Here is a 24,184-nt window from a genome sequence, read left to right as displayed (position 1 = left end):
ATTCACCCCTCTCACCCCAGAGTCTATTCCCTTACCCAGACACAAGCGGGCTTGCCCGCGAAGAGGCCGCAACAGGCACTAGAGAATCACCGTGGCCCGCCGCAGTTCGGCAATTCGCTCAGGACTCAACCCCAACTCCCCCAACACCTGATCCGTATGCTGCCCCAGCGCCGCCCCGACATGCCGCGGCGCCGGCAACGCTTCGGAAAACTTCAGCGGGCAAGCGATCTGCGCCTGCGACGAGCCATCCCCACGCGGCACCTGCGTCACCAGTTCCCGCGCCTGCAATTGCGGATGCTGCACCGCCTCGCTCAGGTTCAACACCGGTTCGACACAGGCATCGATCCTGGCGAACAGCTCGCGCAGTTCAGCAAAGTCATGCCTCTCGAACTCGACCTTCAACGCGTCCTTGAGCGCACTTTGCTGCTCTGGCTTGGGTGACAAACCCTGCGCCGCCAGTTCCGGCCGGCCCAACGCTGCGCACAATTGCTGCATGAAGGCCGGCTCCAGACTGCCCACCGACATCCAGCGCCCGTCACGGGAGCGGTAATAGTCATAGAAACTGCCACCATTGAGCATCTGATCTTCCCAGCCCGGTTCTTCACCGCAGGCCAGATAACCGGCGCCGGCCATGGCATTCAGACTGAAGGCGCAATCGGTCATGCTCACATCCAGGTGCGTACCTTGCCCGGTTTGCTGTCGCGATATCACCGCCGCCAGCAAACCGATCACCCCGTGCAACGAGCCGCCGGCGATATCCGCTACTTGCATGCCCAGCGGCAACGGCCCGCTGTCGGCGCGGCCGGTGTAACTGGAGAGTCCGGCCAGCGCCAGGTAGTTGATGTCATGCCCGGCGCGATCCTTGTAGGGCCCGGTCTGGCCGTAACCGGTGATCGACACATAAATCAGCTTCGGATTGATCGCCTTCAGCGCCTCGTAACCCAGCCCCAGCCGCTCCATCACACCGGGGCGAAACTGTTCCAGCACGATGTCGTAATCCGCCAGCAACTGCTTGACCAGGTCCAGCGCCTCGGGCTGCTTGAGATCCAGCGCCAGACTGCGTTTGTTGCGATTCAGGTAGGCGTGGCTGGCCGAGACGCCGTGGTCGTGGGGCGGCAACACCCGCAGCAGGTCGAGACGGGTCGGCGATTCAATGCGCAACACCTCGGCGCCCATGTCCGCCAGCAACAGCGAGGCGAACGGTCCCGGCAGCAGGGTCGAGAAATCCAGAATCTTCAGTGAGGCCAGCGGTGCAGACATGGGCGATCTCCATCAACGATGCATGCAGCCTAGGCAGCCGTAGGCGATGGAGCAATTACCGGAAGCATCAGTTGCGCTGACCGTTGCGCTCAAACAGCAGGCAAGAAAAAACCCGCCGAAGCGGGTTTTTCCATTCAAGCGATGCTTACTTCACATTGCTCGGGGTCGGGCCTTCGGCCACGCCCAGGTCGTCTTCAGGACGGGTATCGGCGATACCGCGACCGCCCGAGGCCAGCTCGGCGTCCAGTACGTCGGTGTCCAGCTCCTTGACCCACTTGGCTACAACGATGGTGGCAACGGCATTACCAACCAGGTTGGTCAGGGCACGGGCTTCGGACATGAAGCGGTCGATACCGAGGATCAGCGCCAGACCGGCCACCGGCAGGTGACCTACCGCCGACAGGGTGGCGGCCAGCACGATGAAGCCCGAACCGGTCACACCGGCTGCGCCTTTGGAGGACAGCAGCAACACCACCAGCAGGGTGATCTGGTGAGTGATGTCCATGTGGGTGTCGGTCGCCTGAGCGATGAACACGGCCGCCATGGTCAGGTAGATCGCGGTGCCGTCGAGGTTGAACGAGTAGCCGGTCGGGATCACCAGACCCACTACCGATTTCTTCGCGCCCAGACGCTCCATCTTGATCAGCATGCGCGGCAGTACCGATTCCGACGAGGAAGTACCCAGCACGATCAGCAGTTCTTCACGGATGTAGCGGATCATCTTCAGCACGCTGAAGCCGTGCATGCGGGCGATGGCACCCAGCACGATCAGGATGAACGCCAGGCAAGTGATGTAGAAGCAGATCATCAGTTGACCCAACTGCACCAGCGAGCCGACACCGTAGGCACCGATGGTGAACGCCATCGCACCGAAGGCACCGATTGGCGCGAGCTTCATGATCATGTTGATGATGTTGAACATCACGTGGGCGAAGCGATCGATGAAGTCCAGGATCGGCTTGCCGTAGGCACCCAGGCGATGCAGGGCGAAACCGAAGATCACCGAGAACATCAGCACTTGCAGGATGTCACCGGTGGCGAACGCGCCGACGATGGTGGTCGGGATCACGTTGAGCAGGAAGCCGACGACGCTCTGGTCAGCGCCCTGTGCCACGTAGGTAGCGACTTTCGAGGCGTCGAGGGTGGCGACATCGATGTGCATGCCGTTGCCCGGCTGAACGATGTTGACCACGACCAGACCGACCAGCAGTGCGATGGTCGAAACGATTTCGAAGTACAGGAGTGCGTAACCGCCGGTCTTGCCGACCGACTTCATGCTCTGCATGCCGGCAATGCCGCTGACCACGGTGCAGAAGATGATCGGAGCGATGATCATTTTGATCAGTTTGATGAACCCGTCACCCAGCGGCTTTACGGCCACGCCGAACTGCGGGTAGTAGTGGCCGAGCGCAATACCGATACAGATTGCGACGATCACCTGGAAATACAGGGATTTGTACAGTGGCTGACGAGTCGTCATTGCAAAGTTCCTCAAGAGTCCCGCGTGGCAACATCCATCTGTTGAACGCGACACTTGAATTGCGAACCCTCCTGCACTGGAGGGATTTGTTGTGTCGAACGACGCTTTGCGGATCGGCTCGGCGCACGCTTCTGTCGCTCTTATCGCAAACGTCGTGCCACTTTGGTGCAATTCGCTGCAAGCCTTTTGATATCAGGGGATGCAGGTTTTTCTGTGTCACCATTCGGTTACCCAAGTGTGGCGGATTTCCGCCAACACACCCGATCTCGTCCTACAATTTGGCGGAAATCCGCCTTGTTGCCGATCGGAGCCGCCGGCTACCATCGGTCGCCAGAGGAAGGATCTGCCGCTTATGCGCGAACGCACCATTGCCAGTCATTTCGCCCGTGCCGCCCTCGTCGGCGCACGCCGGCGCGGGTTCGATTATTCGAGCCTGCTGCTGCAACTGGGCATCAGTCCCGAACTGCTCGACGAGCCGCGCGCGCGGATCGCACCGGAACAATTCACCCAACTGATCCAGAACCTGTGGCTGGCCCTGGACGACGAATACCTGGGTTTTGGCAACGTACAGAGCAAGCCCGGCAGCTTTGCCATGATGTGCCACGCCATCATTCATTGCCGCAGCCTGGAAAAGGCTCTGCAACGCGGCTTATTGTTTTATAGCCTATTCCCCGAAGCCCCGCGCCTGACCCTGACGCATGAAGACGAATGGGTGCGCCTGAGCCTCGACGATTCGCAATTGTGGGACCCGGATCACTTTCTCAGCGAAAGCCTGCTGGTGATCTGGCATCGCCTCGGCAGCTGGCTGATCGGCCAGCGGATCCGCCTGGAACAGGCGAGTTTCAGCTACCCGAAACCGGCGCACGGTGCCGAATACGAGCTGCTGTTTTCCTGTCCTCTGGAATTTTCCGCCGCACGCAGCAGCCTGGTATTTCACAGTCGCTACCTGCACATGCCGCTGTTGCAGGACGAACGCACGCTCAAGCATTTTCTCGAGCGCTCCCCCGCCGACCTGCTGTCGCGCCCGGATGACGGCAACAGCCTGAGCAGCCGTCTGCGGCGTTTGCTGAGCCATGACAGCGCACGCTGGCCAGATCTGGAAGCGGTAGCAACACACCTGCACATCAGCCCGCAAACCCTGCGCCGGCATTTGCGCGAGGAAGGCACCAGTTTTCAGGAATTGAAGGATCAGTTGCGCCGCGACATCGCGATTTATCACCTGGGGCGGGCGGATCTGTCGTTGCAACAGATCGCCGAACAGCTCGGATTTTCCGAACCGTCGGCGTTTCATCGGGCCTTCAAGAAATGGACGGGGCTGACGCCGGGGGCTTATCGGGCGCAGGAACATTGAGGCCTAAGATCAAAAGCCCCTCACCCTAGCCCTCTCCCGGAGGGAGAGGGGACTGATTGGGGGATGCTCAATAAATACGCCGACCTGAAAGCTTGCTATTGAATCCATATTCGATGCAAATCGCTCAGGTAGATAATTTTTTCGAGACACTTCGGTTAGTTCCCTCTCCCTCTGGGAGAGGGTTAGGCGGGCGGCGTTCCGATGAGGGGCGCTCGCTGTCACACCGCCGGAAAATGAATCCTGAACGCCGCCCCGCCCATCGGCGAATCGCCCAACGTCAGTTTTGCGTTGTAGCTCTCGATGATGTCCTTGACCACCGCCAGACCAATCCCCTGCCCCGGATGCTGGCGGTCCAGACGCTCACCGCGCTCGAGTATCCGCGCCCGCTGATTCGGCGGCACGCCCGGCCCGTCGTCTTCGATGCACAACTCGATCCCGGCCAGGCTTTCGCGCACGCTGATGCGCACTTCACCCAGGCACAGGCGATAGGCGTTTTCCAGCAGGTTGCCCATCATTTCCAGCAAGGCGCCCTGCTCGATCGGCACATAGCATTGCTCCGGCAAATCGAACGCTACACGTACACGCTTGTCGCGGTAGACCTTGTCCAGCGTGTCACACAGGCTTTTCAGCACCGGTCGCAGGCGCACCTGATGACGCACCAGGCCGCTTTTACGCAGGCTGGCGCGCTGCAACTGGTAGCTGATCTGCTGGCTCATGCGTTCGATCTGGGTTTGCAGCACCCAGGCCTGATCACGATCTTCGGGGCGCTGGGCCATGTCTTCACTGACGCCTTGCAAGACCGCGAGCGGCGTTTTCAGGCTGTGGGCCAGATCATCCAGGGAGTCGCGATAACGGCTGCGCTGCTGGCGCTCGCTATGCAGCAAGCGGTTGAGCGAGCCGGTCAGGCGCAGCAGTTCGCGTGGATGCTGTTCGCTGAGGCTCTCGCGGGTGCCGCTTTCGATTTCGTCCAGTTCCTGGCTGAGCCGGCGCAAGGCTTTCAGGCCCCAGGTCAGGCCGATCCACAGCAACGAGAGCAGCACCAGCAACGCAGCGCCGAAACCGAGGTAGAGGTTTTCCCGCAGGCCTTCGAGGGTGGTTTCGTATTCGCGCACCGGTTGCAGCGCGACGATGCTGAACGCCGCGTTCTTGCCACCGAGCAGTTTGACTTCAACGTCGTAGACGAAGAACTCCTGTCCGCTGGCCTCGCGAATCCTCGCGAACTCGTTGCCCATCCCGTCGTAACGCGGTTTGTAGTTGATCTGCTCTTCCTGGGTCGCTTTCGAACGCCAGACCAGATGACCTTCGCGGTCGTAGATGTAGCCGAGCAGACGGAAGTCGGCGAGATTGAAACGTTCGTCCGGCAGTTGCATCGGCATCACCAGCCGACCATTTTCGATACGCGCGGCAGAAATCAGTGTGGTGACATCCGAGGCCAGGCGCTGCTCGATCGAATCCTGCAGCGCCAGACTGAACGCACCTTGCATCGCCGGGAGCAAGGCGAGCATGAACAACACCGCCAACGTCGTGGCGGCCAACATCAAGCGAACGCGAAGCGAACGGATCAAGTGCAGCGCTCATTGAACAGGTAGCCGAGGCCGCGCACCGTGTCGATCGGCTTGAACCCGGCCGGGCCTTCCAGCTTGCGCCGCAGACGCCCGACCAGCACTTCGATCACGTTCGGATCACGCTCGTCGTCGTCCGGGTACAGCTGCTCCATCAGGCGATCCTTGGGCACCACTTGCTGGTGGTGACGCATCAGGTATTCGAGGATCCGGTATTCGTAGGCGGTCAACGCCAGTGGCTGTTCATCGAGGGTCGCCTGCTTGCGATTGAGGTCGAGCAGCAGCGGCCCGGCGACGATGGAGGACTGGGTGAAACCACTGGAACGACGCAGCAGCGCATTGAGCCGTGCTTCCAGCTCTTCGAACTGGAACGGCTTGACCAGGTAATCGTCAGCGCCGGCGGCCAGGCCTTCGACCTTGTCCTGCCAGTTGCCGCGAGCGGTGAGGATCAGGATCGGGAAGCTTTTGCTGTCGGAGCGCAACTGGCGGATCAGGTCGAGCCCGCCCATGCCCGGCAGGCCAAGGTCGATCACCGCCAGGTCAAAGTTGAATTGCCCGGTCTGGTACAGCGCCTCTTCAGCATTGGCCACGGACTCGACCACATGACCGCTTTCCGTCAGGCGGGTTTGCAGGTGATGGCGCAACAGCGCTTCATCTTCGACGACCAACAGTTTCATGAAACTCTCCCGGGTAAATCAGAATCTCCAACAGCATACCTGCGACAACGGTGTACTGCTGCTTTTGAGGGTCCTGTTCATTTCCCCCTCGGACATGATTCAAGCTTACTGAACCCGGCCTGTACCTGCCCTGAACACACCCTGAACCCGAGCGCAATCAAATGAACTAGGCTGTTTTGACCTTTCATTGTCAGGAGACCCGATCATGCGCCTGTTCCTAGCCCTCACCCTGCTCGCCTTCAGCAGCCTCAGCGCGGCAGCCATCAAGACCGAGGAAATCCCTTACCAGAGCGCCGACGGCACAAAACTGATCGGCTACTACGCCTACGACGACGCCATCAAAGGCCCGCGCCCCGGTGTGGTGGTTGTGCATGAATGGTGGGGCCTGAACGACTACGCCAAGCGTCGCGCCCGGGATCTCGCCGGGCTTGGCTACAGCGCGCTGGCCATCGACATGTACGGTGAAGGCAAAAACACCGAGCACCCGAAAGATGCGATGGCGTTCATGACAGCGGCCACCCAGAATGCGGATGCGGCGAGCAAACGCTTCCAGGCAGGCCTGGACCTGCTGAAGAAACAACCGCAGACCGACACTGGCAAACTGGCCGCCATCGGTTACTGCTTCGGTGGCGGCGTGGTGTTGAATGCGGCGCGTCAGGGCGTGCCGCTGGCGGGCGTGGTGAGTTTCCACGGCGCACTGGCCACCAACACCCCGGCGACACCCGGCAGTGTCAAAGCCAAGGTCCTTGTCGAGCACGGCGCGCTGGACAGCATGGTCACCGCCGACAATGTCACGGCGTTCAAATCTGAAATGGACAAGGCCGGCGCCGACTATAAATTCGTCAGTCTCGACGGCGCCAAGCATGGTTTCACCAACCCCGATGCGGATCGCTTGAGCCATGGCGATCACGGTGGCCCGGATATCGGCTACAACAAGGCAGCGGATGAAAAGTCCTGGGCGGACATGCAGGCATTCTTCAAGAAGATCTTTGGCTGAGCCCATTCGTTCCCGCGCCCCGCGCGGGAACGATCACCGCCTCTGCACTATCCAGTCTCAAAGCAACCCGGCAAAATGCCCGCCATGAATTCCAGCCCTCTTCTCCCCGCCTGCTGCACCCCACTCGACGCCCACTGGCCCTTGCCGACCGTGCTGCCGGACACTGTGCTGCTGAGCACCCACTTCGACCCGTCGCAATTACTCGGCGATGACTTCCGCCGCAGCGCCATCGAGCCGCCGCCAAGCATCCAGCGTTCGGTGGCCAAGCGTCAGGCGGAGTTTCTCGCCGGGCGAATTTGCGCCCGGGCCGCACTGCAACAACTGGAAGGCAAAAGCAGCGTCCCGGCCATTGGCGAGGATCGCGCACCGGTGTGGCCGGCGCATATCTGCGGTTCGATCACCCACAGCACCGGCCGGGCGGCGGCGATTGTCGCCAACAAGCGACACTGGCGCGGACTGGGCATGGACCTGGAAAACCTGCTCAATGCCGAACGGGCCGAACGACTGGCCGGGGAGATTCTGACGCCTGCGGAGTTGCAGCGCATGGCCGCAGGTGCCCGCGATCAACTGGCGCTGTGGGTGACGCTGACATTCTCGGTAAAGGAAAGCCTGTTCAAGGCGCTGTATCCGATCGTCCAGAAGCGCTTCTACTTCGAGCACGCCGAAATGCTCGAATGGACCGAACAAGGTCAGGTACGGCTGCGCCTGCTGACGGACCTGTCCAGCGAATGGCGCAACGGCACCGAACTGGACGCACAGTTCGGGGTGCACGACGGGCAGTTGTTGAGTCTGGTCAGCATTTCTGCCTGAGCTTTGCGTTGCGGGAAATGGCCCTATCGCGAGCAGGCTCGCTCCCACCCTGGAACACTTTGACCTGTGGGAGTGAGCCTGCTCGCGATGGGGCCGGTCCGGTCGACGCAAGACTCAACGACGCTCCTGATTCCGCGGCCAGCTCAGACTGAAACACGCCCCGCCCAGACTCTTGCTCTTGCCGATCAGTGCCCGGCCGTCATGCCAATGGATGATCCGCCGCACGATCGACAGACCCAACCCATGACCGCCGGACGCCCGGGTACGGCTGTCGTCCAGCCGCAGAAACGGCGTGAAGATTTTCTCCCAGGCGCTTTCCGGCACACCGGGGCCGTCGTCCTCGACATCCACCCGGCAACGCATCTGCCCGACCTGATAACTGACCGTGACCCTCGAGCGCGCATGACGCATGGCGTTGCCCACCAGATTCTGCAGGGCGCGATGCAGGTAACGCGGCTCGGCCTCGACCCAGGCATCGTCGCAATCAGCCGCTGACAGGCACAAGCCGCGTTGCACCGTGACGTCGGCGCGCAGCGGTGCCAGTTCTTCGATCACCTGATTGACCAGTGCATCGAGGTCGATGCGCTGGAACGTCAGCGCCGGCGAGCCCTGTTCCAGTCGCGCATAAGTGAGCATTTCGTCCACCAGCTTGTCGAGGTCTTCGATGTCGTGGTCCATGCCCTCGCGGTACTTTTCCAGCGCTTGCGGGGTGGTGGCCGAGCCGATCATCTCCAGACCGAAGCGCAGGCGCGCCACCGGCGTGCGCAACTCATGGGATACCGCGCGTACCAGTTCACGCTGGATTGCCAGCAACTGTTGCAGGTGCTCGGCCATGCCGTTGAACGCCGCCGCGAGTCTGCCCACCGAGTCGGCACCGCGGGCCGGCACGCGGGTTTCCAGGCTGCCCTTGGCGATGCGCGTGGCCGCCGCTTCGAGGCCGCGCAAACGCCGTTCGAGCTGGCGCACCAATAAATAGACGATGAGACCGATCAGGCTCAACCCCAGCGCGGCGATCAGCACCAGCCACTGCGGCGGGTACGGATTCATCTGATAGAGCGGGCCGATTTCCAGCACCCACGGCGTGCCGACCATCCCGGCGAACACCCGGATCGAATCACCGCCCTTGCCCAGGGCCATCACCGTATCGCCTTCCGACACGCGACGACTCTGGTCTTCATCCATATCGGCCTCGTTCACGGTGATCAGCCGCAGGTCGAAACCAAACCCCTTCTCTTCCTTCAATTGCGCCAGTCGTCTGGGCTGTTCGCCCACCGGCACCCGCACCAGTTCATCGGCCAAAAGATAAATGGTCGCCCGGGCCAGTTGTTCGCTGATTTGCTGGACCTCACCCACCAGCACAAGCTGCTCCTTGTCACTGACCAGCCGGTAGACCTTTGCCGCGTGCGGCCCGGTCTGCTCGACCAGTGCCTGCCCGCGCTGCACGCGAGTGCGCTGGGTGAGGTCGAGATCGGTCTGGGCAAAGGTTTTCAGTGCCAGCGGAATCCCCAGCAGCCGCTCCCATACCAGCAAGGCGCGGTGGCGCTCGGTTTCGTTCATTGGTTGCAGGTTGTCGGCCATCAGCGAAAACGTGCCGTGAGCCAGGCGTTCGCGGTATTGCTCGCTGCGCACCTGATTGAGCAAGTGCAACGCCAGAACGCCGAGCACCGCCACCAGAATCAGCGCCGCGCACATGCCGCCGTAGATGCGCAGGAAGATCGAGTTCACAGCGGCAGTTCTGCGCAGGCTTCAGGCACGAACAGATAGCCTTTGCTGCGCACGGTCTTGATCAGGCGCGGGTGATCGGGGTCGTCGCCGATCTTCGGACGGATACGCGAGATGCGCACATCGATCGAGCGGTCCTGGCCGTCATAGCCGATGCCGCGCAGCGCGGTGAAGATTTCTTCCCGCGACAGAATCCTTCCGGCGTTGGACACCAGCAGCCACAGCAGATCGAACTCGGCGCTGGTCAACTCGATGCCACTGTCGCTCAGCCAGGCCTCGCGCAAGGCGTTGTCGACCACCAGCGGGCCGAATTGCAGACGGCGTGGGTTGGCCGTCGCCGGCTCCGCTGCGTCACTGCGTCGCAACAATGCCTGGATGCGCGCCAGCAGCAGTCGTGGGCGAACCGGTTTGCACACGTAATCATCGGCGCCGATGTCGAGGCCCAGGATCTGGTCGGCGTCGTCGGTGCGCGCGGTCAGCATGAGAATCGGCCCGTCGTACTGGTCGCGCACCTTGCGGCAGATGCTCAGGCCGTCTTCACCGGGGAGCATCAGGTCGAGGATCACCAGGTCCGGCTGCTCCTTGATGATCCGCGCCGCCGCCAGCGCCCCGTTGCCTTCGATCTCCACGCGCAATCCATTGGCTTGCAGGTATTCGCGGGTCAGCTCGGCCAGACGCTGGTCGTCCTCGACTATCAATACCTGCCAGGCTTCTTGCTCCACGGATGACCTCTGCTTGCCGATGCTGCGAATAAAGGAAGGATCCTCCCGTCTTTTTGTCATCTTTAAGGAGGATAAGAATGCGTGTGACAGGGCCGATTGTATAAACGGCGTACAGCGAGAACACAAGTCGGTAAATGCGTTCGGACAAGGCCGTTTTTTGTGATAGGGTTCGCGCCCTTAAAAATCCGCTGAAGCGTTTTTCCCGAAGAAAAAACAGTGACAAACGGTCTAGCTCAGCAGGTTCACGGCCTACAAAGGTTTTCCCTGTTTCGCACACAATTTACGCACAGGGTTATCCACAGGCTGTCCGTTGCAATCACCCCCCAAAACGCATTATCTTGTAGCCCGCGCTCAAAAAAACCCTACATATAGGGTTTGACGCTAAAAACCAAACACAAACCGGACAGTGAATTCAAGGCTTTTTATTGCCATTGTCGGGTTGAACCAAACGTATTTTCAGAAGCCCAAACCGCGCCTGCGGATGGCTACCGTTTTTCAGTCGATCACGGCGTAAACGGTACGGGTGTTGCAGTTCAAAACTGCTCCCCGAAAGGAATGCGGTTTCACGCGTATCGCGCGAACCGAAGACTTCGGCATGGAAGCGGCGCCCACAAGGCCCACTTCCTGAACTGTCCCGAAGTCGTTACCCGGCGCTGGCCGGTCGTAGTGCTTCAGGACGGAACGGTGGGCACCGTGATGGTGCCCAAACAAACATAGAGAACGTGGAGACACCCATGCAAACCGACACAACTCGCGAGAACCCGCAGGGCACCTTGCCGCAGGCCGCCGATTCGAATTCGGATCTGGCTGCCACCGCGCCTGGTCAACTGCGTGTGATCAAGCGTAATGGCACTGTCGTTCCTTACACCGATGACAAGATCACCGTCGCTATCACCAAAGCGTTTCTCGCAGTTGAGGGCGGCACCGCTGCCGCTTCGTCGCGAATCCACGACACCGTTGCCCGCCTGACCGAACAGGTCACCGCGACCTTCAAGCGTCGCATGCCTTCGGGCGGCACCATCCACATCGAAGAAATCCAGGACCAGGTCGAACTGGCCCTGATGCGTGCCGGCGAGCAGAAAGTCGCTCGCGACTACGTGATCTACCGTGACGGTCGTTCGAAAGAACGCGCCGCCCACGCCCCGGCCGAAGCCGCAGTCAACGCTCACCCGTCGATCCGCATCACCCGCGCCGACGGCACCCTCGCGCCACTGGACATGGGTCGCCTGAACACCATCGTCACCGAAGCCTGCGAAGGTCTGGCTGAAGTCGACGGCGACCTGATCCAGCGCGAAACCCTGAAGAACCTGTACGACGGCGTTGCCCTGAACGACGTCAACACCGCACTGGTAATGACCGCCCGTACGCTGGTCGAGCGCGAGCCGAACTACTCGTTCGTGACCGCCCGCCTGCTGATGGACACCCTGCGTGCCGAAGGCCTGGGCTTCCTGGGTGTCGCCGAGAGCGCGACCCACCACGAAATGGTCGACCTGTACGCCAAGGCGCTGCCGGCCTACGTTGCCAAAGGTATCGAGTTCGAACTGCTGAACCCTGTGCTGGCCACCTTCGACCTGGAAAAACTGGGCAAGGCGATCAACCACGAACGCGACCAGCAATTCACCTACCTGGGCCTGCAAACCCTGTACGACCGCTACTTCATCCACAAGGATGGCGTGCGTTTCGAACTGCCACAGATCTTCTTCATGCGCGTGGCCATGGGCCTGGCCATCGAAGAGAAGCAGAAAGAAGACCGTGCGATCGAGTTCTACAACCTGCTGTCCTCGTTCGACTACATGGCTTCGACTCCGACCCTGTTCAACGCCGGTACCCTGCGTCCACAGCTGTCGAGCTGCTACCTGACCACCGTTCCGGATGACCTGTCGGGCATTTACCATGCGATCCACGACAACGCCATGCTGTCGAAATTCGCCGGCGGCCTGGGCAACGACTGGACGCCTGTGCGTGCACTGGGTTCGTACATCAAGGGCACCAACGGCAAGTCGCAAGGCGTCGTGCCATTCCTGAAAGTGGTGAACGACACCGCTGTTGCCGTTAACCAGGGTGGCAAGCGCAAAGGCGCTGTGTGTGCCTACCTGGAAACCTGGCACATGGACATCGAAGAGTTCATCGAGCTGCGCAAGAACACCGGTGATGATCGTCGTCGTACCCACGACATGAACACCGCCAACTGGATCCCTGACCTGTTCATGAAGCGTGTCTTCGATGACGGCAAGTGGACCCTGTTCTCGCCATCCGAAGTACCGGACCTGCACGACCTGACCGGCAAGGCCTTCGAAGAGCGCTACGAGTACTACGAAGCCCTGACCGAGTACCCGGGCAAGGTCAAGCTGTTCAAGACCATCCAGGCCAAAGACCTGTGGCGCAAGATGCTGTCCATGCTGTTCGAAACCGGCCACCCATGGCTGACTTTCAAGGACCCGTGCAACCTGCGCAGCCCACAGCAGCACGTCGGCGTGGTTCACAGCTCGAACCTGTGCACCGAGATCACCCTGAACACCAACAAGGACGAGATCGCGGTCTGCAACCTGGGCTCGATCAACCTGCCGAACCACATCGTCGACGGCAAGCTGGACACCGCCAAGCTCAAGCGCACCATCGACGTCGCCGTTCGCATGCTCGACAACGTGATCGACATCAACTACTACTCGGTACCGCAGGCGAAGAACTCCAACTTCCGTCACCGTCCGGTCGGCCTGGGCATCATGGGCTTCCAGGACGCGCTGTACCTGCAGCACATCCCTTACGGTTCCGACGCTGCCGTCGAGTTCGCCGACAAGTCGATGGAAGCGGTCAGCTACTACGCGATCCAGGCGTCCTGCGACCTGGCTGACGAGCGCGGCTCGTACGAGACGTTCCAGGGTTCGCTGTGGTCCAAAGGCGTGCTGCCGCTGGATTCGCAACAGATCCTGATCGAAGCACGTGGCCAGAAGTACATCGACGTCGACCTGACCGAGTCCCTGGACTGGGCACCGGTTCGCGCCCGTGTACAGAAAGGCATCCGTAACTCGAACATCATGGCCATCGCACCGACCGCGACCATCGCCAACATCACTGGCGTATCGCAGTCGATCGAACCGACCTATCAGAACCTGTATGTGAAATCGAACCTGTCGGGCGAATTCACCGTGATCAACCCGTACCTGGTTCGCGACCTGAAGGCTCGCGGTCTGTGGGACTCGGTCATGATCAACGACCTGAAGTACTACGACGGTTCGGTTCAGCAGATCGAGCGCATCCCGCAAGAACTCAAAGAGCTCTACGCGACCGCGTTCGAAGTGGACACCAAGTGGATCGTTGACGCCGCCAGCCGCCGTCAGAAGTGGATCGACCAGGCCCAGTCGCTGAACCTGTACATCGCTGGCGCATCGGGCAAGAAACTCGACGTGACCTACCGCATGGCCTGGTACCGTGGTCTGAAAACCACCTACTACCTCCGTGCCCTGGCCGCGACCAGCACCGAGAAGTCGACCATCAACACCGGCAAGCTGAACGCTGTTTCCAGCGGCGGCAACCACGGTGACGATTCGGTCCTGGCAGCGCCTGCCGGCCCTGCTCCAGTACCGAAGGCTTGCGCCATCGACGAGCCGGATTGCGAAGCTTGCCAATAAGCTGAGCTGAGTCAGGCGTTGCGAGATGCCTGATCGAGAAGCCTCCGACAGACTTCTGGTTTGTCGGGGGTTTTCTTTTGCCCGTGAAAAAAGCCAAAAGCCCCCTCACCCTAGCCCTCTCCCGGAGGGAGAGGGAACCGACCGAGTTGTTTTTGAGAGATACGCCGACTTGAAATACCGAGTTGAACTTGGGTTTTGAAACGCATGCAACTCAACTCCTGCTTTCTCTGCTCCTGCTCCTGCTCCCGCTCCCGCTCCCGCTCCCGCTCCTGCTCCTGCTCCTGCTCCTGCTCCTGCTCCTGCTCCCGCTCCCGCTCCTGCTCCTGCTCCTGCTTCCGCTTCTGCTTTCGCTCTCCACCACTCAACACGATGAGCGTTAGCTCGAGTAACGCTTTTGATTTTCGGGCGACGTCGGAAGGCTGAGTGGAGGGATTTATCCGGGGTGGGAGCGCAGCGACCGTTTGGCGAAGCCAAACACATCGAGAGGAGGTGCAGCGAAGCAAACCGTAGGCGATGCCCCCCGGATGAATCCCGGAGCGAAGGAACCCCGAGCCTCAGCGAGCGGGCCGAACGTAGGAGCAAGCGTTTTTTTGCTTACTTTTTTGAGGCGTTTGTCAAAAAAGTGAGTCGCCGTAAGGGCGAAACCGCCAGCCGCCACACCCAAAGAAACGGATATTCACCCCAATCAACCAAAGCATGGTCGTCCACCAGGACGCCACTACAGGCAAAAAAAAGCCCCTCAAAAGAGGGGCTCCTTGAACAACCAAAAATCAGGTCATCTGAATGATGGTCTGCATGATGGTGCTCTGGGTGGAGATGGTCTTGGCGTTCGCCTGATAGTTGCTCTGGCCCTTGATCAGGTCCACCAGCTCGTTGGTCAGGTTAACGTTCGACTCTTCCAGCGAGTTGGATACGACCGAACCCAGGGTGCCGGTTTCCGGCGCATCGTAGCCCGGGATACCCGAAGCGAAAGTCTCTTTCCAGCTAGTACCACCGATAGGCTGCAGGCCCTGCTCGTTGGTGAAGCTGGCCAGCGCAACCTGGCCGATGGCCTTGCTCTGGTTGTTGCTGAAGTTGGCGAACAGGGTACCGGTACCGTCGATGGTCAGGTTGGTGATCTGGCCGGTGGCGTAACCATCCTGGGTCGGAATCGAACGCGCAGTATCAGCATTGTACTGAGTGGTCTTGGCCATGGAGATGGTGATGCCGGCCGGGTTCGCCGAAGCGCCGTTGGCAGCCCAGACACCATTGGTCACAGTCCCGGGCACCCAGCCAGTGAGCTTCAGGTCACTGCTGATCGTGGCTGGAGGAGTGCTGACCTGAGTCAGCTTGCCAGTGGAGTCGAAGGTCATGGTAGAAGCGACTGGCGCGGTGACCTTTGGATCACTGCCGGTAGCATCCGGGTTACGACCGTCCACCAGGGTGTAGACCTTCCAGGTGTTGGCACCGGTCTTGACCATGTATTGATCCATGGTGTGCTGGTTGCCTTGGCTGTCATAGATCGGAGTACTGAACGACTTGGTGTAGGTCGCCGTGTTGGTCGGGTCGAATTTGCCGGCCGCCACAGTATCGTCGATCACCGGAGCGGTCGAGTTCAGGTTGATGGTCGACGTCACCAGCGAGGTGGACTTCGGCGCCAGGTTCGAGGTATCGATCTTCAGGTCGGTCAACACGCCGTTGATGATCTTGCCGTTGGAATCCACACCATAGCCCTGCAGACGCGAGGTGTAGTCGGTGTTGGTGATGTAGCCGTCCTTGTCGACCTTGAACGTACCGGCACGGGTGTAGGACACCGAACCGTTGTTGCTCAGGGTGAAGAAGCCGGACCCGTTGATCCCCATGTCCAGCACGTTGCCGGTGTTGTTGATGTCACCCTGGGTGAACTGCTGGGAAACGTTGGCCAGGCGCACGCCGTTGCCGATGACCTTGCTGCCGCTACCCAGGCGAGTCGCCGAGTAAACGTCTTCGAATTCCGCACGGGACGATTTGAAACCGGCAGTCGCGACGTTGGCGATGTTGTTGCCGGTCACGTCCAGTTGCTTGTTGGCTGCATAGAGACCGCTAAGGCCGATATTGAAAGACATATTCCACTCCTTTGTGCCGGTTAGTCGGCTCTATATACCAATGGTTTGTACTTTGGACAGGGCGACGGTGCCCTTGCCGGACAGGTTGAGCATCAGCTCGCCGCCGGTCTGGCTGATCGTCACGCTGGTGACGGTGGCCGGCAGGTAGGTCGCCATATCGGTCGAGGTGCCATTGATCGAGGCGTTGGCCTTGACGGTATAGGTACCGGTCTTCACCAGGTTGCCGTCCTTGTCCTTGCCGTCCCAGGTGAAGCTCGCATTGCCTGCGGCGCGACTGCCCAGATCGATGGTGCGAACGACCGTGCCGCTGCTGTCGGTGATGCTGACGGTGCCGCCGGCAATCGACGACGGAACGGTGACCGAACCGGTCATGCCTTTGCTCGGATCGTCGAGCTGGACCGAGTTGGTCTGCACGATCACGTTACGGCCAACCAGCGACGAAGCCTGCAAGGCTTGCGACGAGTTGTAGTTGCCGGCCAGCGAACTCACGGTGCTGTTGAGGGTGGTGATCCCCTCGAGGCTGCTGAACTGCGCGAGCTGGGCAACGAATGCACTGTTGTCCTGCGGGTCGAGAGGGTTCTGGTTTTTCAGCTGGGTTACCAGCAATTGCAGGAACGCATCCTTGCCCAGGGCCTGGCCGCCGGTGGCGCTGTTGGTAGCCGAAGCGATGCCGCCGGTGGTCGTGCTACTGGTCTTCTTCGAAGAGTTGGCCAGTATGTCGTTCATCGTCAGGCTGCTGGTGGTATCGGTAACACTCATGGCAGTCGCCCCTTATCACTGACCGAGGGTCAGCACCTTCTGCATCATGGTTTTGGCGGTGTTCATCATTTCGGCGTTGGTCTGGAAGGACCGGCTCGCGGAAATCATGTCGGCCATTTCTTCCACCACGTTGACGTTCGGGTAGTAGACGTAGCCCTTGGCGTCGGCAGCCGGATGGTTCGGCTCGTAACGCGCCTCGAGATTGCTCTGGTCTTCGACCACGCCGAGCACCTGTACGCCCTGGCCTGCAGCGTCCTGGTTCTGGAACAGCGAGTTGCTGCCGCCGCTCTGGCCGCCCTGGAACATGGTGGCGAACACCGGGTGACGGGCGCGATAGGTCTGGTCGATGCTCGACGAGACGGTTTCGGCGTTGGCGATGTTCGAAGCCACGGTGTTCAAACGCGTGGTCTGTGCGCTCATGCCGCTGCCGGCAATGTTGAAAACGCTGGACAGGGACATGGATTACTCTCCGCGCAGGGCTGACACCAGCCCTTTGAATTTGCTGTTGAGCAGCGTGAAGCTGGCCTGGAAGCCGACAGCGTTTTCCGCGTAGTTCGACTGTTCCAGCTGTGCGTCAACGGTGTTCTGGTCGATCGATGGTTGCATCGGCGTGCGATACATCAGCGACTCGTCGCCATTGCCCAGGCCTTCAGCTTCGATGTGACGGCTGTTGGTCATGTTCAGGGCGATGGTGCCGTTGGCGTTCTTCTGGCTCTGTGCTTCGAGCACTTTGGAGAAATCCAGATCCCGAGCCTTGTAGTTCGGGGTGTCGGCGTTGGCGATGTTGTTGGCCAGGACTTCGGCACGCTGGGCGCGGAAGCCCAGGGCTTTTTCATGAATTCCGAGCGCTTTATCGAAGCTGATGCTCATGTCGGGAACCTTCAGGTGACCGGGTTTTTCGTAACAGGGTTATAGCAAGCGTCGTGCCAGTTTTAAAAAGCCCCGGATTCCGGGGCTTTGCAGGGGATCGGCAAGGCGGCAATGCCAGAAAAGCGGCAACGGGTTTCCGCCGGATGCCGCTTTTCTGCCGCTTGCCGTCACCGCGAAAACCGTCAGGCATAAAAAAACGGGAGCCCCTGAGGACTCCCGTTTTTTGTGTTGCCGGTGCCAGTCACTTCGCCTGGTAAATGATCCCCGGGCTGCACTGGACCATCTGGTAATGATCCGGCAAACCGTTCAGCGCTTCGGAAGCGCCGAGGAACAGATAACCGCCCGGCTTCAGCGTGCTGTGAATGCGCAACAGGATGTCTTTCTTCACCTCGGCGGAGAAGTAGATCAGCACGTTGCGGCAGAACACGATGTCGAACTTGCCAAGGCTTGCGTAGCTGTCGAGCAAGTTGAACGAGCGGAACTCCACCCGGTTCTTGATCGGTGCCTTGATCACCCAGCGCCCCGGCCCTTTCGGGTCGAAGTAGCGTTGCAGACGATCAGCGGACAAACCGCGACCGATCGCCAGGCTGTCGTACTCGCCGGTCTTGCAGTTGGTCAGCATGCTGCCGGACAGATCCGTGGCAACGATCTGTACGCCCATCTTCAACTGACCGATGTTGGTCCGTTCGAACTCGTCGATCGACATCGACAGCGAATAGGGTTCCTGACCCGACGAACAGGCCGCCGACCAGATCCGCAGACGCTGGTTGGGAGCCGCCTTGATCGCCTCGGGCAGCACCTTGTTCTTCAAGACTTCAAACGGATAGGTGTCGCGAAACCACAGGGTCTCGTTGGTCGTCATGGCATCGACCACCTGCTCGCGCAAACCGCTGCGCGGCTGGGTCTGGATGCGCTGTACCAGCTCACCCAGGGACTTGATGCCTTGCTGCTCCATCAGTTTGTTGAGACGGCTCGAGACCAGGTACTGCTTGTTTTCACCGAGCAAAATGCCACAGGCTTTTTCCAGGAAGACCCGGAACTGTTCGAAATCCAAATTACCCGTAGACAAATGATGCCGCCTCTTAAATCGTGTTGATCGCCGGGGACGAAAAGTCCCTAGCTGATATCTGCTGCTTTGATCCGGTCGACTACCCGGGATGCCAGGTCATCAGGACGGAATTTGGCCAGGAAGTCATCGGCACCGACCTTCTTGACCATCGCCTGGTTGAACACACCCGACAACGAAGTATGCAGGATGATATGAAGCTTTTGCATGCGAGGGTCGCTGCGGATTTCAGCCGTCAGGGTGTACCCGTCCATCTCCGGCATCTCGATGTCGGAGATCATCATCAGGAACTCTTCTTCCGGCTTCTTGCCCTCATCGACCAGCTTACGCAGGTAATCCAGCGCCTGCTTGCCGTCGTTCAGCGCCACCACTTCGACACCAACCGTCTGCAGGCAACGCGTCACCTGCTTGCGCGCCACCGACGAGTCATCGACCGTCAGCACCCGCAGAGACAGCGCCTTGCTCTGGGTCTCGACATCCACCACGCCGACCGAAATCGCTTCCGGTGTCGGTGCGACTTCCGCCAGCACCTTTTCGACGTCGATGATTTCGACTAACTGATTGTCCACCCGAGTCACAGCAGTCAGGTAATGATCGCGACCGGTCCCCTTGGGTGGCGGATGGATCTCTTCCCAGTTCATGTTGACGATACGTTCCACCGAGCGCACCAGGAAACCCTGGGTCTTGGTGTTGTATTCCGTGATGATCACAAACGGACTGTTCTTGTCTTTCAACGCCCCGGAACCGGTTGCCATTGCCAGATCAAGGATCGGAATGGTCGCCCCCCGGATATTCGCCACCCCGCACACGACAGGACTGGACTTGGGCATCAGCGTCAGTTGCGGGCACTGCAGCACTTCCCGAACCTTGAACACGTTGATCCCGTAGAGCTGCTGGCCGTCGAGACGGAACAACAACAGCTCCAGGCGATTCTGCCCCACCAGTTGCGTGCGCTGGTTCACCGAATCCATTACACCAGCCATGCCCAGACTCCTACACCAACGCCAAGTGTTGTTGCGACGCACATTCATTGCTAAACGGCACGGCGCTTGCTTTTTAACTCTTATGAACACTCAAACGACATTTTTCCGACGCCTGACATCCCCCCTTCGCAGAGGACTTTGCGCGGTGTCTGCCGCTTGCCTGTTTTTCGCGGGCAGCCCTGCCATTGCTGATGCGGTTACCTTGCCTGACATGCTTATCGGCGTCACTCAGGGCTTTCTTGAATTCACCGTAGAAGACTATCTGGCTACCAGTCAAACGGAAGGGCGTTATGAAATCGAGGTCAAGCAGCTCGATCCGCGCATGCGCATGCCTATGTGCGACAAGGAATTGACAGCGTCGCTGGAGAGCCCGGCACGTCCTTTGGGGCGCGTAACGGTCAAGGTTCGCTGTGAAGGTGCCTCCCCCTGGACAGTATTCGTGCCCGCTCAAGTCCGCCTGTTTCGCCCGGTCGTGACCACCACTCGCCCGCTCAAGCGCGCCGGCATCATCGAGCCCCAGGACGTGACCCTGCGCGAGCATGATGTGAGCCTGATCAACCAGGGTTTCCTGACGTCGGTGGATGAGGCGATCGGGCAAAAATTGACCCGACCAACGGTCGCCGACCAAGTGATTACCCTCGTGCATCTGGAACAGGCGGAAGTCGTTCGCAAAGGCGACCAAGTGGTGATTACCGCCCGCAGTGGCACACTCTCCGTGCGCATGCCGGGCGAGGCTCTGTCCAACGGCGGCCTGAAAGAACAGATTCGAGTGAAAAACCTTAATTCCCAACGGGTTATAAAGGCGCAGGTCATGGCGCCGGGCCAGGTGGAAGTGGCAATGTGAGCAACGATTGGAGCAATGACAGGAAAGCCTCGTGAGTGATCGCGCAGAAAACTGGCGCCAGCGTGAGCTGTTCCCTAAACTGTGCCGCAGCAGGATCTGTGCGGCGCATGCAGGCTCATTGGTAAAAGAGCCTAAAGTTTTCCAGGGGATGGCCGAGAACATGGCAAGCGTCCAAATTCCCAGAGGTTTTTAACATGGTCATCGATTTCAGCCGTTTGAACAGCTCCTCGTCACTTACGGGCAGTACACGTACCAGCGCGCCCAAGGAAACCGCCGAGACCGGCACTTCCGCGCCGCTGAATACCCCGGCCGAACAGGCCAGTACCGCTAAAAGCGGGGAATCGGTACACCTCAGCAATGAGGCTCAACAGTTGCAGAAGGTCACTGACAAGCTGCGCGATCAGCCTGCCGTCGACAAAGCCCGCGTGGCCGAGTTGAAAGCAGCGATTGCCGATGGCAGCTATAAAGTCGACAGCAACCGTGTAGCCAGCAAACTGCTCAACTTCGAAGCCCAGCGCTAGGCCTCGGTCAGCGCCAGGCTTTTGGACGCTTAAAACCCAAGGCCAGCCATGCACGACACTACTTTATTGCAACTGATCACCGACGACTTTGCTCCAGCTCAACAATTGCTGGAGTTACTGCAATCCGAGTCCCTCGCCTTGCATGGTCGTGACATGCCGCTGCTGGAAGAAATCCTGGCGCGCAAACAGGCATTGATCATTCTGCTTGAGCAGCATGGCCGCAAGCGCAGCGAAATCCTCGCCAGCCTCAATCTGTCGCTCGACCGCCAGGGCCTGGAACAACTGGCCAGCCAGTCGAGCATCGGCGAGCAGTTGCTGACCCAGAGCGACGTTCTGACTGATCTGATCGCCCAGTGCCAGGCGACCAACGCCAAAAATGGCCAGTCGATCGTGATTCAGCAGGCCGCCACGGCCAATCAGCTGAAAATCCTCACCGGCGGCGAGCCACCCGCGCTCTATGATGCCAGTGGCACTTTCTCCAAACTGCAGAAACCGCGCGCGCTCAGTCAGGCGTGATTCTTTCTTCTATGCTTGCGCCCTATCAACGCGCGAAACATGCTGGCAAAATACTGGCCAGCCGTAGTCAAATTTTGTCTGGAGATTGATTTAACGTGTCCAACGTCCTCAGCGCGGATGATTCTCCGCAGCCACCAAAGGTGCTTACCACGCCTCTGGAAATCTCCAGCAACCTGCGCCAGCTGCAAGAGAGCCACGATCCGCTGATCATCACCTTCCACGAACGCAGCCAGCGCTTCCAGAGCTACCTGATCAAGGTTGACCGGGAAACCGCCACGATCGCCCTGGATGAAATGATCCCGCGCGATGGCGAACGCTTCCTGCTGGCCGGCGAGCCGTTCAAGGTCGAAGGCTTCCATGATGGCGTACGCATCGCCTGGGAATGCAACGGCACGCTGGATATCAAAGAGTCCGACGGTGACCGCTTTTACATTGGCGAGATGCCCACCGAAGTGGTTTACCACCAGCGCCGCAATGCCTTCCGCGCGGCCCTGAAGCTGACCGATCTGGTCAGCGTCGAACTCGGTGGTGAAAAGCTCAAGTCGCCCATCGGCGGCAAACTGCTGGATATTTCCGCCACCGGCTGCAAGCTGCGCTTTGAAGGCGATATTACCGATCGCCTGCAACTGGGCCAGGTCTACGATCGCCTGATCGCCCCGCCACTGTTCGGCAATCAGCCAGCTGCGGTCGAATTGCGCTACCTGCACTTCGAAGAAAAACTCAACATCACCTTCGCCGGCCTGCGTTTTCACAACATCAGCGGCCCGGCGGCGCGCAACGTCGAGCGTTTCGTCTATCAGTTGCAACGTGAAGCACGGCGTTTCGACAAAGACGATCTCTGATTCGTCCGCGCCATGAAAAACGGGCAGTCCCTTGCGGTGACTGCCCGTTTTTTTATGCCAGGTGCTTTTTCAGGATCAAGGCCTGGCGCCACTGATATCCGGCGCAGGATTGTCGTTGCCGGTCTCGGGCTCCACAGGTGATTCAGATTCAGTGACAGGCTCAGGCGCCGGTTCAGGCGCGACGTTATTCTGCATCTGCTCCTGCACCACTTGCTCATCGACCCGCGGATCGAGCGCCGCCACCAGCGGCGAACTGGACATGCTGTCCGGCATCGCCACGTGATGCAGCGGTGCGTCGTCGACCTGATGCAGATTGGTCACGGCTTTCGGCCGGATGCGCCACACCAGCACCAGCGCGAAAAAGGTGAAGAACGCATACAGGCTCTGACTGCCGAACAGTTTCATCAATACGCCGGCCAACAACGGCCCGATACTGGCGCCGACCCCGTAGGTCACCAGCAGCATCGCCGTCAGCGACACCCGCCGATCCCCTTCGACATGGTCGTTGGAAAACGCCACGGCCAGCGGGTACAGACAGAACTGCACCAGCGAGCACAGAAAACCGACACCGAACAAGACTTCCAGTGGCACCTGCGGCAGGATCGCCAGCGGCAACGCGGCTACGGCCAGAAATCCGGCGAAGCAGCGGATCAGCAAGGCCCGGTCATAACGGTCGGATAACCAGCCCAGCGGCCATTGCACCAGTAGCCCGGCAAAGATGCAGGTACCCATGAACAGACCGACCTGCTCGGTGGACAGCCCTTGCTGCGACGCATAGAGCGGCGCCAGACCGTAGAACGAACCGATGATCAGGCCGGCCCCCAGCACCGTACTCAATGACTGAGGCACGCGTTTGATAAAGAAGCGCGGCTCCATCGGGGCCGGATGCAACGGCGCCGGGTGAATCCGCCGGGTCAGCGCCACCGGCACCAGACACAGCGCAAAACACAGGGCGACCAGCATCAACAGTTCCAGGCCCAGCCCCGGGTGCATGACCAGAATCAGTTGCCCGAGCACCAGCCCCAGGTATGAGGCAATCATGTAGCCGCTGAACACCACGCCGCGCTGGTTGGCGTCGGCCTGCTCGTTCAGCCAGCTCTCGATCACCATGTACTGGCACATCATGCCGAGACCGACGATGGTCCGCAGCACCAGCCAGGCCGGCAACCAGTCAACCAGACCATGACCGAGCACCGCCGCGCCGACGATCCCGGCACACGCCGAGTAGGCGCGAATATGGCCGACCCGCGCGATCAAGCGGTGACCGATCTTGCCACCCAGCACCAGACCGAAATAGTTGGCCGCCATCAACGCACCGACCCACAGTCCGTCGACATGGTCGGCCGCCAGGCGCAAGGCCAGATAAGTAGAAAGAAGGCCCGAGCCGATCAACATCATCAGCGAGGCGAAATACAGCGCTCGAAAGGATTTCCAGATTTGGCGCATCGGCGTTCCGAGCGGCTCCTTGCGGTGAGTATCGGGCTACCAA

The 24,184-nt window shown here is 60.1% G+C and carries 21 protein-coding genes; 8 read left to right on the top strand and 13 right to left on the bottom strand.

Going from position 1 to position 24,184, the window contains the following annotated elements:
• Positions 1 to 78 precede the first annotated feature (78 nt).
• A complete protein-coding gene (locus ACW9HX_RS24145) occupies positions 79 to 1,260 on the bottom strand; it encodes a CaiB/BaiF CoA transferase family protein (protein ID WP_457382520.1) in 1,182 nt (393 codons plus the stop codon).
• Between the two features lie 145 nt (positions 1,261 to 1,405).
• On the bottom strand, positions 1,406 to 2,740 hold the full coding sequence (locus ACW9HX_RS24140; protein ID WP_457382519.1) for a dicarboxylate/amino acid:cation symporter: 1,335 nt from the start codon (positions 2,738 to 2,740) through the stop codon (positions 1,406 to 1,408).
• Between the two features lie 352 nt (positions 2,741 to 3,092).
• Here ACW9HX_RS24140 and ACW9HX_RS24135 point away from each other — a divergent pair, with 352 nt between their 5' ends.
• Positions 3,093 to 4,091, top strand: a complete 999-nt coding sequence (locus tag ACW9HX_RS24135; protein WP_457382518.1) for an AraC family transcriptional regulator — start codon at positions 3,093 to 3,095, stop codon at positions 4,089 to 4,091.
• A gap of 218 nt (positions 4,092 to 4,309) precedes the next feature.
• On the opposite strand, the gene ACW9HX_RS24130 is transcribed toward ACW9HX_RS24135, so the two are convergent.
• Both ACW9HX_RS24130 and ACW9HX_RS24125 read right to left on the bottom strand, forming a co-directional pair.
• Positions 4,310 to 5,656 (bottom strand): ATP-binding protein, encoded by a 1,347-nt coding sequence (locus ACW9HX_RS24130; RefSeq protein ID WP_457382517.1) that lies wholly within the window; start codon positions 5,654 to 5,656, stop codon positions 4,310 to 4,312.
• Positions 5,653 to 6,330: a response regulator gene (locus ACW9HX_RS24125; RefSeq protein WP_457382516.1), complete on the bottom strand. Its 678-nt coding sequence runs from the start codon at positions 6,328 to 6,330 to the stop codon at positions 5,653 to 5,655. Before ACW9HX_RS24125 ends, ACW9HX_RS24130 begins: the two co-directional genes overlap by 4 nt.
• Positions 6,331 to 6,535: 205 nt before the next feature.
• Here ACW9HX_RS24125 and ACW9HX_RS24120 point away from each other — a divergent pair, with 205 nt between their 5' ends.
• Both ACW9HX_RS24120 and ACW9HX_RS24115 read left to right on the top strand, forming a co-directional pair.
• The gene (locus ACW9HX_RS24120; protein ID WP_457382515.1) at positions 6,536 to 7,327 is read left to right on the top strand and encodes a dienelactone hydrolase family protein; all 792 of its coding nucleotides are present in this window, start codon (positions 6,536 to 6,538) and stop codon (positions 7,325 to 7,327) included.
• Positions 7,328 to 7,411: 84 nt separating this feature from the next.
• A complete protein-coding gene (locus ACW9HX_RS24115) occupies positions 7,412 to 8,137 on the top strand; it encodes a 4'-phosphopantetheinyl transferase family protein (protein WP_457382514.1) in 726 nt (241 codons plus the stop codon).
• A 114-nt stretch (positions 8,138 to 8,251) separates the two neighbouring features.
• On the opposite strand, the gene ACW9HX_RS24110 is transcribed toward ACW9HX_RS24115, so the two are convergent.
• Both ACW9HX_RS24110 and ACW9HX_RS24105 read right to left on the bottom strand, forming a co-directional pair.
• Entirely contained in the window at positions 8,252 to 9,862 is a 1,611-nt protein-coding gene (locus tag ACW9HX_RS24110; RefSeq protein ID WP_457382513.1) for an ATP-binding protein, read from the bottom strand.
• Positions 9,859 to 10,581: a response regulator gene (locus tag ACW9HX_RS24105; protein WP_457382512.1), complete on the bottom strand. Its 723-nt coding sequence runs from the start codon at positions 10,579 to 10,581 to the stop codon at positions 9,859 to 9,861. The genes ACW9HX_RS24110 and ACW9HX_RS24105 overlap by 4 nt, the downstream gene beginning before the upstream one ends.
• Before the next feature lie 734 nt (positions 10,582 to 11,315).
• Here ACW9HX_RS24105 and ACW9HX_RS24100 point away from each other — a divergent pair.
• Entirely contained in the window at positions 11,316 to 14,210 is a 2,895-nt protein-coding gene (locus tag ACW9HX_RS24100) for a ribonucleoside-diphosphate reductase subunit alpha (protein WP_457382511.1), read from the top strand.
• Positions 14,211 to 14,980: 770 nt separating this feature from the next.
• Here the strand turns inward: ACW9HX_RS24100 and flgE are convergent.
• From flgE to ACW9HX_RS24070, 6 genes are all read right to left on the bottom strand, one after another.
• On the bottom strand, positions 14,981 to 16,294 hold the full coding sequence (flgE, locus tag ACW9HX_RS24095; protein ID WP_432217475.1) for a flagellar hook protein FlgE: 1,314 nt from the start codon (positions 16,292 to 16,294) through the stop codon (positions 14,981 to 14,983).
• Between the two features lie 30 nt (positions 16,295 to 16,324).
• Complete coding sequence (gene flgD / locus ACW9HX_RS24090; protein WP_085711003.1) at positions 16,325 to 17,053, bottom strand: flagellar hook assembly protein FlgD; 729 nt, start codon at positions 17,051 to 17,053, stop codon at positions 16,325 to 16,327.
• A 15-nt stretch (positions 17,054 to 17,068) separates the two neighbouring features.
• Entirely contained in the window at positions 17,069 to 17,512 is a 444-nt protein-coding gene (gene flgC, locus ACW9HX_RS24085) for a flagellar basal body rod protein FlgC (protein ID WP_054593596.1), read from the bottom strand.
• Between the two features lie 3 nt (positions 17,513 to 17,515).
• Positions 17,516 to 17,923, bottom strand: a complete 408-nt coding sequence (gene flgB, locus ACW9HX_RS24080) for a flagellar basal body rod protein FlgB (RefSeq protein WP_025112931.1) — start codon at positions 17,921 to 17,923, stop codon at positions 17,516 to 17,518.
• A 241-nt stretch (positions 17,924 to 18,164) separates the two neighbouring features.
• Complete coding sequence (gene cheR / locus ACW9HX_RS24075) at positions 18,165 to 18,992, bottom strand: protein-glutamate O-methyltransferase CheR (protein ID WP_007960327.1); 828 nt, start codon at positions 18,990 to 18,992, stop codon at positions 18,165 to 18,167.
• Between the two features lie 47 nt (positions 18,993 to 19,039).
• Entirely contained in the window at positions 19,040 to 19,972 is a 933-nt protein-coding gene (locus tag ACW9HX_RS24070) for a chemotaxis protein CheV (protein WP_007960326.1), read from the bottom strand.
• Positions 19,973 to 20,054: 82 nt separating this feature from the next.
• Between ACW9HX_RS24070 and flgA the strand changes: the two genes are divergently transcribed.
• The 4 genes from flgA (at position 20,055) to ACW9HX_RS24050 (ending at position 22,695) form a co-directional block, all read left to right on the top strand.
• A complete protein-coding gene (gene flgA / locus ACW9HX_RS24065) occupies positions 20,055 to 20,816 on the top strand; it encodes a flagellar basal body P-ring formation chaperone FlgA (RefSeq protein ID WP_457382510.1) in 762 nt (253 codons plus the stop codon).
• Positions 20,817 to 21,010: 194 nt separating this feature from the next.
• Positions 21,011 to 21,337, top strand: a complete 327-nt coding sequence (flgM, locus tag ACW9HX_RS24060; protein ID WP_085711005.1) for a flagellar biosynthesis anti-sigma factor FlgM — start codon at positions 21,011 to 21,013, stop codon at positions 21,335 to 21,337.
• A 48-nt stretch (positions 21,338 to 21,385) separates the two neighbouring features.
• The gene (locus ACW9HX_RS24055; protein WP_096818071.1) at positions 21,386 to 21,853 is read left to right on the top strand and encodes a flagella synthesis protein FlgN; all 468 of its coding nucleotides are present in this window, start codon (positions 21,386 to 21,388) and stop codon (positions 21,851 to 21,853) included.
• A gap of 95 nt (positions 21,854 to 21,948) precedes the next feature.
• The gene (locus ACW9HX_RS24050; RefSeq protein WP_457382509.1) at positions 21,949 to 22,695 is read left to right on the top strand and encodes a flagellar brake protein; all 747 of its coding nucleotides are present in this window, start codon (positions 21,949 to 21,951) and stop codon (positions 22,693 to 22,695) included.
• A gap of 75 nt (positions 22,696 to 22,770) precedes the next feature.
• Here the strand turns inward: ACW9HX_RS24050 and ACW9HX_RS24045 are convergent, their stop codons facing one another.
• Positions 22,771 to 24,141 carry an MFS transporter gene (locus ACW9HX_RS24045; RefSeq protein WP_457382508.1) on the bottom strand — a complete coding sequence of 457 codons (1,371 nt, stop codon included), beginning with the start codon at positions 24,139 to 24,141 and terminating at the stop codon, positions 22,771 to 22,773.
• Positions 24,142 to 24,184: the final 43 nt, after the last annotated feature.

This window comes from Pseudomonas sp. SDO52101_S400, assembly GCF_054071635.1.
This window is presented reverse-complemented; position numbering and strand designations above follow the sequence as displayed.